Annotated in this window: 4 protein-coding genes, 17 tRNA genes and 3 rRNA genes; all 24 read left to right on the forward strand. The window is 50.2% G+C overall.

The features are described 5' to 3' along the window. The first annotated feature begins 6 nt into the window (after nucleotides 1-6). The gene (locus MKX75_RS01430; RefSeq protein WP_339168110.1) at nucleotides 7-1605 is read left to right on the forward strand and encodes a response regulator; all 1599 of its coding nucleotides are present in this window, start codon (nucleotides 7-9) and stop codon (nucleotides 1603-1605) included. A 54-nt stretch (nucleotides 1606-1659) separates the two neighbouring features. Next, nucleotides 1660-2205: a GNAT family N-acetyltransferase gene (locus tag MKX75_RS01435; RefSeq protein ID WP_339168112.1), complete on the forward strand. Its 546-nt coding sequence runs from the start codon at nucleotides 1660-1662 to the stop codon at nucleotides 2203-2205. 620 nt (nucleotides 2206-2825) lie between these two features. Further along, nucleotides 2826-4378, forward strand: a 16S ribosomal RNA gene (locus MKX75_RS01440). A gap of 312 nt (nucleotides 4379-4690) precedes the next feature. Then, nucleotides 4691-7616, forward strand: a 23S ribosomal RNA gene (locus MKX75_RS01445). 77 nt (nucleotides 7617-7693) lie between these two features. After that, a 5S ribosomal RNA gene (rrf, locus tag MKX75_RS01450) occupies nucleotides 7694-7810 on the forward strand. The 16S, 23S and 5S rRNA genes sit together here with 17 tRNA genes alongside, the layout of an rRNA operon. Nucleotides 7811-7848: 38 nt before the next feature. Beyond that, a tRNA-Ile gene (locus tag MKX75_RS01455) sits at nucleotides 7849-7922 on the forward strand. A gap of 34 nt (nucleotides 7923-7956) precedes the next feature. Next, nucleotides 7957-8032, forward strand: a tRNA-Ala gene (locus MKX75_RS01460). A gap of 1 nt (nucleotide 8033) precedes the next feature. Further along, nucleotides 8034-8109: transfer RNA gene (locus MKX75_RS01465), tRNA-Asn, on the forward strand. Nucleotides 8110-8113: 4 nt separating this feature from the next. Further along, nucleotides 8114-8185 (forward strand) — tRNA-Glu (locus MKX75_RS01470). A gap of 6 nt (nucleotides 8186-8191) precedes the next feature. Continuing rightward, nucleotides 8192-8267 (forward strand) — tRNA-Val (locus MKX75_RS01475). 17 nt (nucleotides 8268-8284) lie between these two features. Beyond that, a tRNA-Met gene (locus tag MKX75_RS01480) sits at nucleotides 8285-8358 on the forward strand. A gap of 25 nt (nucleotides 8359-8383) precedes the next feature. Beyond that, nucleotides 8384-8461: transfer RNA gene (locus tag MKX75_RS01485), tRNA-Asp, on the forward strand. Between the two features lie 16 nt (nucleotides 8462-8477). Continuing rightward, nucleotides 8478-8553 (forward strand) — tRNA-Phe (locus tag MKX75_RS01490). Between the two features lie 19 nt (nucleotides 8554-8572). Beyond that, nucleotides 8573-8648 (forward strand) — tRNA-Thr (locus tag MKX75_RS01495). Nucleotides 8649-8657: 9 nt separating this feature from the next. Continuing rightward, nucleotides 8658-8743: transfer RNA gene (locus MKX75_RS01500), tRNA-Tyr, on the forward strand. Between the two features lie 10 nt (nucleotides 8744-8753). Continuing rightward, a tRNA-Lys gene (locus tag MKX75_RS01505) sits at nucleotides 8754-8829 on the forward strand. A 6-nt stretch (nucleotides 8830-8835) separates the two neighbouring features. Next, nucleotides 8836-8916 (forward strand) — tRNA-Leu (locus MKX75_RS01510). A 10-nt stretch (nucleotides 8917-8926) separates the two neighbouring features. Continuing rightward, nucleotides 8927-9001, forward strand: a tRNA-Gly gene (locus tag MKX75_RS01515). A gap of 7 nt (nucleotides 9002-9008) precedes the next feature. After that, nucleotides 9009-9085 (forward strand) — tRNA-Arg (locus MKX75_RS01520). Between the two features lie 17 nt (nucleotides 9086-9102). Further along, a tRNA-Leu gene (locus tag MKX75_RS01525) sits at nucleotides 9103-9181 on the forward strand. Between the two features lie 7 nt (nucleotides 9182-9188). Then, nucleotides 9189-9262 (forward strand) — tRNA-Pro (locus tag MKX75_RS01530). A 10-nt stretch (nucleotides 9263-9272) separates the two neighbouring features. Beyond that, nucleotides 9273-9343, forward strand: a tRNA-Gly gene (locus MKX75_RS01535). A 390-nt stretch (nucleotides 9344-9733) separates the two neighbouring features. After that, nucleotides 9734-11599, forward strand: a complete 1866-nt coding sequence (gene iolD / locus MKX75_RS01540) for a 3D-(3,5/4)-trihydroxycyclohexane-1,2-dione acylhydrolase (decyclizing) (RefSeq protein ID WP_339168113.1) — start codon at nucleotides 9734-9736, stop codon at nucleotides 11597-11599. Between the two features lie 64 nt (nucleotides 11600-11663). Then, nucleotides 11664-12566 carry a myo-inosose-2 dehydratase gene (gene iolE, locus MKX75_RS01545; protein WP_076334237.1) on the forward strand — a complete coding sequence of 301 codons (903 nt, stop codon included), beginning with the start codon at nucleotides 11664-11666 and terminating at the stop codon, nucleotides 12564-12566. Nucleotides 12567-12737: the final 171 nt, after the last annotated feature.

Below are 12737 nucleotides of genomic sequence, written 5' to 3' on the forward strand. Positions count from 1 at the left end.
ACCATCATGCTTGTAGATGACGATCCGCATATTGTAAAGGCACTAACGGAACATATTGACTGGCCTTCCCTGGGCCTCAGCATTGTAGGCACTGCTTCGAATGGCCTGGATGCGCTTGATCTTTTTCACCGCATGCATCCCGATCTTGTTATGACTGACGTTTATCTCCCAGGGATGACCGGGCTTGAGATTACGCAGACGTTGCGGCGTGATCATCCCCATCTGCCGATCATCATCCTTAGTGGATATGACGAATTCGAGAACGCCCGAGCAGCCATGCGCTGGGGTGTGAATCACTTTTTGCTGAAGCCTGCGGAGGTGGAGGAGATTGAGTCTGTGCTGCGGGAGGTGTTACTGGAACAAGATGTGCGAGAGCGGCATGAGCGGCTAGAGCGGACGTACAAGCAGGAGGTCGGACGGGTACTTCCGTATTTGCGCAAACAATTTCTACACGAACTGCTGACTACGCGATATCGGCCGGAGGAGCTGCTTAAAGAACGCATGGACTATATAGGCATTCATATGTCCTCACAAGCACGCGCCATTAGTCTGCAGCTGAATCGCCCCGTATTTTTGACACGGATGAAAGAACGGGATTGGCAGCTTCTCCGCTATGGGGCGGCTGATATTATCCAAGAGACGGTGAAGGAGCATGCGGCGCGCATGAATGATCTGGTAGAGATTGTTGATTATTCGGATCAGGTCTTTGTGTTGCTTCTATTAGGAGATACAGAGGATAAGGATCAGCTAGAGGATATCCTGCCACTCGTGGAAAGGATGATGGATCAGATCTTTACGTATTTGAAAATCGAAGTAAGTGCTGGAATAGGAAGATCCAAAAGTCACCCATGTGAGGTGATAGATTCTTATTTGGAGAGCAGGGAAGCGGTGGAAACAGCAGAGTTTCAAGGTGGAAGTCGTATCTACCACTATGAAGCGTCAGAGGATACAGAACCAAGTGTGACCGATTATTCGCTATTACTTCGTCAATGGAGTGAGGCTTGGACGGATATCAGACCAGATCTGGCGGAAGAGGTATGGCATCATATTTGCCTTTTGCTGAAAGAGGGCAACTGTGTTGGCATACAGGATGTACAGGTGGTGGCCGTCAGTCTGTTTGACACGTTGATTCATAGCTGGAACCGACTTCACCCGATGTTACCCCCGCCGCTGGCGATGAGTGATTTTTTGCGTGAAATTCAATCGAAATATGCGTTGCATGATCTGGTAAGCTGGATGGATCGTATTATCTGCAACTGGCTGGAACAGATACGCAAGGAGATGGGCGAGAAGAAAAGTAATAAACTGATAGAGCAGGTGAAACAATATGTGGAGCTGCATTACGCCGAAGAGATCAGTTTTGAAGCGATTGCCAAGGGGCTATTCGTGCATCCGAAGTATCTGAGTCAACTGTTCAAAAGGGTGACCGGGGAGAATTTCGTGAGTTATTTGAACGGGTACCGAATTCAAAGAGCGTTGGAACTGTTGCAGTCGGGACATTACATGGTATATGAGGTAAGTGAGATGACGGGGTTCCGTAATGCCACGTATTTCAGCCAGGTGTTCAAGATGCTTACAGGTAAGAGTCCGTCTGAGGTGGGGTAGAGCGGTAGAGAGTATGGAATATTTAATTAAAGTGGAATAGGTGGAATGGTTCTTATGATTATCGAACAACAGGAATATTACGTTAAAGGAGTATCTTACTCGATTAGATTGGCAGAGGAAAAGGATGCTGAGGCCCTGTCTTCACTTCGTGTACAACTGGACGGAGAAACTGAGAACATGGATCGTGAAGAGGGCGAGGCGTATATCGACCCAGCCAGTTTCAGGCGTATCATCCATGTGGACACCGAGAAGTCGCGGAATCTATTCCTCGTTGCTGTAGTAGCGGGCGAGATTGTGGGATACTCCCGATGTGAAGGTACAGAGTTGAAGCGCTTTTGCCATAAGGTTGAGTTCGGCGTGTGTGTAGCCAGAGAGTTCTGGGGACATGGGATTGGCATGAACTTGTTGGAGCAGTCGATGGAATGGGCAGACCAGACTGGTGTAGAGAAGATGATGTTGAATGTACTGGCATCAAACGAAAAGGCAATCAAGTTATATCAAAAGAGTGGCTTCGGGATTGAAGGCGTTTTGAAAAGGGATCGTAGACATGCGGATGGACAGTATTACGACACGATAGTGATGGGCAGGTTCAAAGCGTAACAAGTAAAGAAGTGAGGACCATAACTTATCAAGCTCACAGAAGAGTGAGTTCATTACTATACTCGAAATCAAAATAATAGATAGCATTGTTCCATATGATATTGTGTTTCTTATTATATAGAAGGTAATGATGTTGATTGGTTCTGTTCGTAATCTATATAGAGGCAGAATAGACTGGCGAGTGTATGTAGGGTATAGTAAGAGGATATTGCCATCGAGAAGATAGTTTGAAAAGAGATTATATCAAGTAAACGAGAAATTCATTGATGGAATATTTTACAAGTAGTAATTATGTTGTGCATATGGTATATTCTATTTCCGGCCAAAAAAAACACGAAAAACATAGTGCCGCAAGCAAAATAAATAAGCTTCGAAAGAAACTTAAAAAAAGAGCTTGCAAAGTTGGTTCGGAAGTGTTATGATATAAAAGTTGCTGAGGAGAACAACGCTCGGTAACGAAACAAGTTTGATCTTTGAAAACTGAACAACGAGTGAGTAAACATTCTGCTTGCAGAATAAACGCGAAAGTTGAGACAAGCCTTGGTTTGGATCGGCTGGAGCACAAATGAGATTTTTAATCTCGTCAGATTCAAAATGAGCTTATCGCTCTTTTCAATACTTTATTGGAGAGTTTGATCCTGGCTCAGGACGAACGCTGGCGGCATGCCTAATACATGCAAGTCGAGCGGACTTGATGAGAAGCTTGCTTCTCTGATGGTTAGCGGCGGACGGGTGAGTAACACGTAGGCAACCTGCCCTCAAGTTTGGGACAACTACCGGAAACGGTAGCTAATACCGAATAATTGTTTTCTTCGCCTGAAGGAAACTGGAAAGACGGAGCAATCTGTCACTTGGGGATGGGCCTGCGGCGCATTAGCTAGTTGGTGGGGTAACGGCTCACCAAGGCGACGATGCGTAGCCGACCTGAGAGGGTGATCGGCCACACTGGGACTGAGACACGGCCCAGACTCCTACGGGAGGCAGCAGTAGGGAATCTTCCGCAATGGGCGAAAGCCTGACGGAGCAATGCCGCGTGAGTGATGAAGGTTTTCGGATCGTAAAGCTCTGTTGCCAGGGAAGAACGCTTGGGAGAGTAACTGCTCTCAAGGTGACGGTACCTGAGAAGAAAGCCCCGGCTAACTACGTGCCAGCAGCCGCGGTAATACGTAGGGGGCAAGCGTTGTCCGGAATTATTGGGCGTAAAGCGCGCGCAGGCGGTCATTTAAGTCTGGTGTTTAATCCCGGGGCTCAACCCCGGATCGCACTGGAAACTGGGTGACTTGAGTGCAGAAGAGGAGAGTGGAATTCCACGTGTAGCGGTGAAATGCGTAGATATGTGGAGGAACACCAGTGGCGAAGGCGACTCTCTGGGCTGTAACTGACGCTGAGGCGCGAAAGCGTGGGGAGCAAACAGGATTAGATACCCTGGTAGTCCACGCCGTAAACGATGAGTGCTAGGTGTTAGGGGTTTCGATACCCTTGGTGCCGAAGTTAACACATTAAGCACTCCGCCTGGGGAGTACGGTCGCAAGACTGAAACTCAAAGGAATTGACGGGGACCCGCACAAGCAGTGGAGTATGTGGTTTAATTCGAAGCAACGCGAAGAACCTTACCAGGTCTTGACATCCCTCTGATCGGTACAGAGATGTATCTTTCCTTCGGGACAGAGGAGACAGGTGGTGCATGGTTGTCGTCAGCTCGTGTCGTGAGATGTTGGGTTAAGTCCCGCAACGAGCGCAACCCTTATATTTAGTTGCCAGCATTTCGGATGGGCACTCTAGATAGACTGCCGGTGACAAACCGGAGGAAGGTGGGGATGACGTCAAATCATCATGCCCCTTATGACCTGGGCTACACACGTACTACAATGGCCGGTACAACGGGCTGCGAAATCGCGAGATGGAGCCAATCCCAACAAAGCCGGTCTCAGTTCGGATTGCAGGCTGCAACTCGCCTGCATGAAGTCGGAATTGCTAGTAATCGCGGATCAGCATGCCGCGGTGAATACGTTCCCGGGTCTTGTACACACCGCCCGTCACACCACGAGAGTTTATAACACCCGAAGTCGGTGGGGTAACCGCAAGGAGCCAGCCGCCGAAGGTGGGATAGATGATTGGGGTGAAGTCGTAACAAGGTAGCCGTATCGGAAGGTGCGGCTGGATCACCTCCTTTCTATGGAGAATCGTTTCCCGAGTGGAAACATTCAAATATAAAATCTAGCCAGGTCGGCTAGTTACTCACTCGTTGCTCAGTTTTGAGAGCTCAAACTCTCAGACAGCTTGCTTTTGCATGGAGCTTGTTCTTTGAAAACTAGATATCGAAACGAAACAAACGCGAATTAGAACATTCCTTTAAGCTGATCTTGTGTAAACAAGTGAAGTGTTTTTATAAGGTAGATTGCACGTACGATGGTATCGGGTGGGAGCGACTTTTGGCTTTGCGCAAGCAAAACAAGGGAAGCGAGCAGTCGAAATCGGAGCACGAGGTTAAGCTACTAAGAGCACACGGAGGATGCCTAGGCGCTAGGAGCCGATGAAGGACGTGGCGAACAACGAAACTGCCTCGGGGAGCTGTAAGCAAGCTTTGATCCGGGGGTGTCCGAATGGGGAAACCCAGCTGGGGTAATTTCCAGTTACTCATAACTGAATACATAGGTTATGTAGAGGCATACCAGGGGAACTGAAACATCTAAGTACCCTGAGGAAGAGAAAACAATAGTGATTCCGTCAGTAGCGGCGAGCGAACGCGGAGAAGCCCAAACCAGAGAGCTTGCTCTTTGGGGTTGTGGGACGTCTCACATGGAGTTACAAAGGAACCGGTTAAGCGAAGAGGTCTGGAAAGGCCCGCCAAAGAAGGTAAAAGCCCTGTAGTTGAAAGTCTGTTCCCTCCGAGACGGATCCCGAGTAGTGCGGGGCACGTGAAACCCCGTATGAATCCGGCAGGACCATCTGCCAAGGCTAAATACTTCCTAGCGACCGATAGTGAAGCAGTACCGTGAGGGAAAGGTGAAAAGCACCCCGGAAGGGGAGTGAAATAGAACCTGAAACCGTGTGCTTACAAAAAGTCAGAGCCCGTTTTAGGGGTGATGGCGTGCCTTTTGTAGAATGAACCGGCGAGTTACGTTCCCGTGCAAGGTTAAGGTGAAGAGCCGGAGCCGCAGCGAAAGCGAGTCTGAATAGGGCGACTTAGTACGTGGACGTAGACCCGAAACCGGGTGATCTACCCCTGTCCAGGGTGAAGGTGCGGTAACACGCACTGGAGGCCCGAACCCACGCATGTTGAAAAATGCGGGGATGAGGTGGGGGTAGCGGAGAAATTCCAATCGAACTCGGAGATAGCTGGTTCTCCCCGAAATAGCTTTAGGGCTAGCCTCGGAAAACAGAGTCGTGGAGGTAGAGCACTGATTGGGTGCGGGGCCCGCAAGGGTTACCAAGCTCAGTCAAACTCCGAATGCCATAGACTTACTTCCGGGAGTCAGACAGTGAGTGCTAAGATCCATTGTCAAAAGGGAAACAGCCCAGACCATCAGCTAAGGTCCCCAAGTGTGTGTTAAGTGGGAAAGGATGTGGAGTTGCACAGACAACCAGGATGTTGGCTTAGAAGCAGCCACCATTGAAAGAGTGCGTAATAGCTCACTGGTCGAGTGACTCTGCGCCGAAAATGTAACGGGGCTAAACACACCACCGAAGCTATGGCTTGATGCTTTGCATCAGGGGTAGGGGAGCGTTGTATAAGGGTTGAAGGTGTACCGTAAGGAGCGCTGGACATTATACAAGTGAGAATGCCGGTATGAGTAACGAAAAGATCAGTGAGAATCTGATCCGCCGAAAGCCTAAGGGTTCCTGAGGAAGGCTCGTCCGCTCAGGGTAAGTCGGGACCTAAGGCGAGGCCGAAAGGCGTAGTCGAAGGACAACAGGTCGAAATTCCTGTACCACCGTAAGCCGTTATGAGCAATGGGGGGACGCAGTAGGGTAGTGACGCAGACTGATGGATGTCTGTCCAAGCAGTAAGGCTGATGTGTAGGCAAATCCGCACATTGTAAGGCTGAGCTGTGATGGGGAGTGAAAATTACAGTAGCGAAGGTCATGATCTCACACTGCCAAGAAAAGCCTCTAGCCAGGTGATGGTGCCCGTACCGCAAACCGACACAGGTAGGCGAGAAGAGTATTCTAAGGCGCGCGGAAGAACTCTCGTTAAGGAACTCGGCAAAATGACCCCGTAACTTCGGGAGAAGGGGTGCCCCGGTAGTGTGAATAGCACGAGGGGGCCGCAGTGAAAAGGCCCAAGCGACTGTTTAGCAAAAACACAGGTCTGTGCGAAGCCGTAAGGCGAAGTATACGGGCTGACGCCTGCCCGGTGCTGGAAGGTTAAGGGGAGTGGTTAGGAGCAATCCGAAGCTGTGAACCGAAGCCCCAGTAAACGGCGGCCGTAACTATAACGGTCCTAAGGTAGCGAAATTCCTTGTCAGGTAAATTCTGACCCGCACGAATGGCGTAACGACTTGGGCGCTGTCTCAACGAGAGATCCGGTGAAATTTTAATACCTGTGAAGATGCAGGTTACCCGCGACAAGACGGAAAGACCCCATGGAGCTTTACTGCAGCTTGATATTGAATTTGGGTACGATCTGTACAGGATAGGTGGGAGCCTTTGAAACGTGAGCGCCAGCTTGCGTGGAGGCAACGTTGGGATACCACCCTGATCGTATCTAGGTTCTAACCTGGTACCGTAATCCGGTGCGGGGACAGTGTCAGGTGGGCAGTTTGACTGGGGCGGTCGCCTCCTAAAGAGTAACGGAGGCGCCCAAAGGTTCCCTCAGAATGGTTGGAAATCATTCGAAGAGTGCAAAGGCATAAGGGAGCTTGACTGCGAGACCTACAAGTCGAGCAGGGACGAAAGTCGGGCTTAGTGATCCGGTGGTACCGCATGGAAGGGCCATCGCTCAACGGATAAAAGCTACCCTGGGGATAACAGGCTTATCTCCCCCAAGAGTCCACATCGACGGGGAGGTTTGGCACCTCGATGTCGGCTCATCGCATCCTGGGGCTGAAGTAGGTCCCAAGGGTTGGGCTGTTCGCCCATTAAAGCGGTACGCGAGCTGGGTTCAGAACGTCGTGAGACAGTTCGGTCCCTATCTGTCGTGGGCGTAGGAAATTTGAGAGGAGCTGTCCTTAGTACGAGAGGACCGGGATGGACGTACCGCTGGTGTACCAGTTGTTCCGCCAGGAGCACCGCTGGGTAGCTATGTACGGACGGGATAAACGCTGAAAGCATCTAAGCGTGAAGCCCCCCTCAAGATGAGATTTCCCAGTATGTAAGACCCCTTGAAGACGACGAGGTAGATAGGCTGGGGGTGGAAGTGCAGCAATGCATGGAGCTGACCAGTACTAATCGGTCGAGGGCTTATCCAATTTGCAAGTGATAATTCGCGTGTTTCGTTTCGAATCTAGTTTTCAGAGAACAACAACTCTGAAATGTAAGCACCGCGTTTGGTGGCGATGGCGGAGGGGTTCCACACGTACCCATCCCGAACACGACCGTTAAGCCCTCTAGCGCCGATGGTACTTGGACCGCAGGGTCCTGGGAGAGTAGGACGCCGCCAAGCGAAACCCCATTGGGGTATTTTTTTTCGAAAATTGATAAGGGCCCTTAGCTCAGTTGGTTAGAGCGCACCTCTGATAAGGGTGAGGCCGGTGGTTCGAGTCCACCAGGGCCCATAGCAAGACCACAACAAGAAATACACCAGAGTATGGGGCCATAGCTCAGCTGGGAGAGCGCCTGCCTTGCAAGCAGGAGGTCAGCGGTTCGATCCCGCTTGGCTCCACCATTCCCTGATAGCTCAGTTGGTAGAGCACTCGACTGTTAATCGAGTTGTCACAGGTTCGAGCCCTGTTCGGGGAGCCAGTAAGGCCCGTTGGTCAAGGGGTTAAGACACCTCCCTTTCACGGAGGTAACAGGGGTTCGAATCCCCTACGGGTCATAATATGGAGGCTTAGCTCAGCTGGGAGAGCATCTGCCTTACAAGCAGAGGGTCGGGGGTTCGATCCCCTCAGCCTCCACCATATAACTTTTATAACGACGCGGGGTGGAGCAGCCCGGTAGCTCGTCGGGCTCATAACCCGAAGGCCGCAGGTTCAAATCCTGCCCCCGCAATTAACTTTCCTTGAGAAAGTATTATGGAACCGTGGTGTAGTTGGCCTAACATGCCTGCCTGTCACGCAGGAGATCGCGGGTTCGAATCCCGTCGGTTCCGCCATTTTTTAATTAAGTAAGGCTCGGTAGCTCAGTCGGTAGAGCAGAGGACTGAAAATCCTCGTGTCGGCGGTTCGATTCCGTCCCGAGCCACCATATATAACACCTGTAATACGCCGGTGTAGCTCAACTGGTAGAGCAACTGACTTGTAATCAGTAGGTTGGGGGTTCAAGTCCTCTCGCCGGCACCATGTAATCCTGGAGGATTAGCGAAGCGGCCAAACGCATCAGACTGTAAATCTGCTCCCGTACGGGTTCGGTGGTTCGAATCCATCATCCTCCACCAGTTTTTCTATGAGTCATTAGCTCAGTTGGTAGAGCACCTGACTTTTAATCAGGGTGTCGAAGGTTCGAGCCCTTCATGACTCACCATTATATGCGCGTGTGGCGGAATTGGCAGACGCACTAGACTTAGGATCTAGCGTCTTTGACGTGGGGGTTCAAGTCCCTCCACGCGCATCCCTTATTTGCGGAAGTGGCTCAGCGGTAGAGCATCGCCTTGCCAAGGCGAGGGTCGCGGGTTCGATTCCCGTCTTCCGCTCCAATATTTTGCGCCCTTAGCTCAGCTGGATAGAGCGTTTGACTACGAATCAAAAGGCCGGGAGTTCGAATCTCTCAGGGCGCGCCATTATAACTTCATATTTTGCCGGCGTGGCGGAATGGCAGACGCGCTCGACTCAAAATCGAGTGGGAAACCGTGGAGGTTCGAGTCCTCTCGCCGGTATAGATAACGGGATGTAGCTCAGCTTGGTAGAGCACCTGGTTTGGGACCAGGGGGTCGCATGTTCAAATCGTGTCATCCCGATTGTTGTTATGCGGGTGTAGTTCAATGGTAGAACTTTAGCCTTCCAAGCTAATAGCGTGGGTTCGATTCCCATCACCCGCTTAAATATTGAAAAGAAAGAGATGGTACTCACCGTCTCTTTCTTTTTTTGCGTTCATAGGTATATTGGAGATTGTAGTACACCATGACCACAGATTATATAGCTCACTAGATGTACCAGTATGTATCCCATTCTCACGAGAGATCGTTCCTCTCATAACTCTTAGTAATTGTGGAAAGTTCTCAAATGGAACAGGTCTAGCACAACACATCCTCCAACACTAAATCTAAGCTTCTTTGTCACATTTTATAAAAACGCTTACAAAAATAGCTTGCGTAAATCATCAGCCTGTAATACCATATCAATTAAGCGCTTAACCTTTAGGGGTAAGGCGCTTAAACTTAACTTAGATTAAGCGCTTAACCCGTAGAGGAAAGGATGGCGATCATTTCATGACAACAATTCGACTGACGATGGCTCAGGCATTGCTTCGATTTTTGGATCAGCAATATATCTCGGTTGACGGGGTGGAAACCAAGTTTGTGAAGGGAATCATCGGTATTTTTGGACATGGCAACGTAACAGGCATTGGAGAAGCGCTGGAGCGTAGTCCCGGAAGCCTGACGTATATGCAAGGAAAGAACGAACAAGGCATGGTGCATACGGCAGCAGCCTATGCCAAGCAGAAGAACCGCAGACAGATCTATGCATGTACAACATCCATTGGACCTGGTGCTTTGAATATGATTACGGCAGCAGCTACCGCAACGGTAAACCGGATTCCGGTTTTATTGCTTCCTGGAGATAACTTTGCTACACGGGAACCAGACCCGGTGTTACAGCAGCTGGAAGTAAGCAGTGATTATACAATTTCAGCTACTGATCCATTCAAAGCCGTCAGTAAGTACTGGGATCGCATCGTTCGTCCCGAACAGTTGATGATCGCTGCTACACAGGCCATGCGTGTGCTAACCGACCCGGCAGAGACCGGAGCAGTAACACTCGCACTGCCACAGGATGTGCAGGCAGAGGCGTACGATTACCCGGAATCGTTCTTTGCCCGAAAAGTACATTATCTGGACCGTCGACCGCCGGTACAGGCAGCCATTGAACGGGCAACGCAGCAGATTGCCCGTAGCAGAAAGCCGCTGCTCGTTGCAGGCGGCGGCGTGTTGTACTCTGAGGCATCTGCTCAATTAGTGGAGTTCGCAGAAGCATTTGGCATTCCGATCGCCGAGACGCAGGCGGGTAAGAGCGCAGTCTCTTGGGACCACCCACTGAATGTGGGGGCCATCGGGGTTACTGGCTCTCTGGCAGCCAACAGACTGGCGAGAGAAGCGGATGTGGTGATCGGCGTCGGTACTCGGTTCTCGGATTTCACGACGGCGTCCCGCTCTGCTTTTCAGCATCCGGAAGTGTCATTCATCAACATTAACCTAAACAGCATGGATGCCGCCAAGCTAGGCGGGGAAGCCATTCTGGCAGATGCACGTGAAGGGTTACAGACTTTGCAAAAGGAATTGCAGCAAAGACAATACCGCAGTGCATATGGCGCATCCGAAGTCGCTGATCTCCGAGTTGAGTGGAATGCAGAAGTAGATCGGCTGTATGGAGCACAACATGAAGCTGGACTCGCGCAGACTACAGCAGTCGGCGTAGTTAACCGGACGATTGATCCATCCTCCGTTATTGTGTGTGCGGCAGGCAGTCTGCCAGGCGATCTGCATCGTCTATGGCGAGCGGCTGAACCAAAGACGTATCACATGGAGTATGGATTCTCCTGTATGGGGTACGAGGTAAGTGGAGCGTTCGGAGCAGCACTTGCCGAGCCGGATCGTGAAGTGTACGCGATGGTAGGGGATGGCAGTTATCTGATGTTGCATTCAGAGTTTGTGACCAGTTTGCAGGAACAGAAGAAGATGACTATTTTATTATTCAACAACAATGGATTTCAGTGTATCCATAATTTGCAGCGGGAACATGGCAGTGACGGGTTCGGCAATGAGTTCCGTTATCGTGAATCCGAGAGTGGACGACTGACCGGGGATTATATGCCAATGGACTTTGCAGCTCACGCCCGAAGCATGGGAGCCAAATCCTATAGAGCCGAGACAGCAGAACAGCTGGAACAGGCACTCCGAGATGCGAAGAACGAAACGGTGAGTACGTTGATTGAAATTCCGGTTGTGCCTGGAACCAACGCAGGTGGATATGAGTCGTGGTGGAATGTAGGTGTGCCAGAAGTATCTGCCGAAGAGAAGGTAGTTCGTGCTCATCATACGATGCAAGCCAACCGTGCCAAAGCAAGACCTATTTAATCCGATTTTGAGCACTGCATTCCGATTGAACCACTATGTTGAACGAAAAAGGAGACGTGGAGCAATGAGCAAGCTGCCATTCCAGCTTGGGATTCATCCGATCAATTGGGTAGGTGAAGATGTGAAAGAGCATGGTGATGCGACAACGTGTGCACAGATTCTGGATGACATTCAGCGTCTTGGGCTGACAGGTACAGAGATGGGACGCAAATATCCAACCGATCCTGCTATACTGCGTGAGGAATTGAGTAAAAGGAATATCAATCTGGTCTCCCAGTGGAAATCAGTATTGTTCTCCGATCCAGCGTATCGTCAGTCGGAGTTGGACAATTATCGCAAACATGCAGAATTTCTGCAATCCATGGGTAGTAAGGTGATCAGTACAGCGGAGGTAGGCGGTTCACTTCATTTTGATCCAAGACGGACACCGAATGAAAAAGAAGTGCTCAGACTCAGTGAATCGGAATGGCATATCCTCGCTGAAGGATTAAATGAAGCAGGAGCCATTGCACGTGAACACGGGTTGAAGCTTACGTACCATCATCATGGAGGTACAGTGGTAGAGCAACCGGATGAGATTGATCGACTGATGGAGCTAACCGATCCTTCTCTCGTGTATCTGCTCTATGACACAGGTCATGCCTATTATGGCGGAGCCGATCCACTTGAACTGCTACGCAAACATTATGATCGGATCGCTTATATCCATCTGAAAGATATCCGCCCGCATGTGCTGGATGAAGCACGCGCGGAGCAATCCGACTTTGTCGGTTGTATTCGTAGAGGGGTGTTCACTGTACCAGGGGATGGATGCATTGACTTTGCTCCTATTCTGCAAGAACTGATCACACGAGGGTACGATGGCTGGGCGATGCTTGAGGGAGAGCAGGATCCGGCGATTCATAACCCGTATGAGTACGCCAAACGCTCCTTGAACTATATGGAGTCCTTATTCCAGCATAGCTGATATAGGCATAGCGATGGGGAGAGGACCATACCCATGAAGTGAAAAAGGAAGAAGGCCAGTAAGAGTATAAGGTTACGATTGGAAAATAAACTGACCTACTCTAGCCGTGTACTAATCCTCACGATGGAATGAGTAACCAGTCTAGATATTCATATACAACATGTAAAATTC

The sequence above is a fragment of the Paenibacillus sp. FSL R5-0341 genome, from assembly GCF_037975235.1.
GTDB classification, from domain to species: domain Bacteria; phylum Bacillota; class Bacilli; order Paenibacillales; family Paenibacillaceae; genus Paenibacillus; species Paenibacillus amylolyticus_A.

Bases quoted from the DNA above. Each gene is read 5' to 3' on its own strand.
- MKX75_RS01435 (WP_339168112.1), top strand. From the start codon at position 1,660: ATGATTATCGAACAACAGGAATATTACGTTAAAGGAGTATCTTACTCG.
- MKX75_RS01430 (WP_339168110.1), top strand. From the start codon at position 7: ATGCTTGTAGATGACGATCCGCATATTGTAAAGGCACTAACGGAACAT.
- iolD (WP_339168113.1), top strand. From the start codon at position 9,734: ATGACAACAATTCGACTGACGATGGCTCAGGCATTGCTTCGATTTTTG.
- iolE (WP_076334237.1), top strand. From the start codon at position 11,664: ATGAGCAAGCTGCCATTCCAGCTTGGGATTCATCCGATCAATTGGGTA.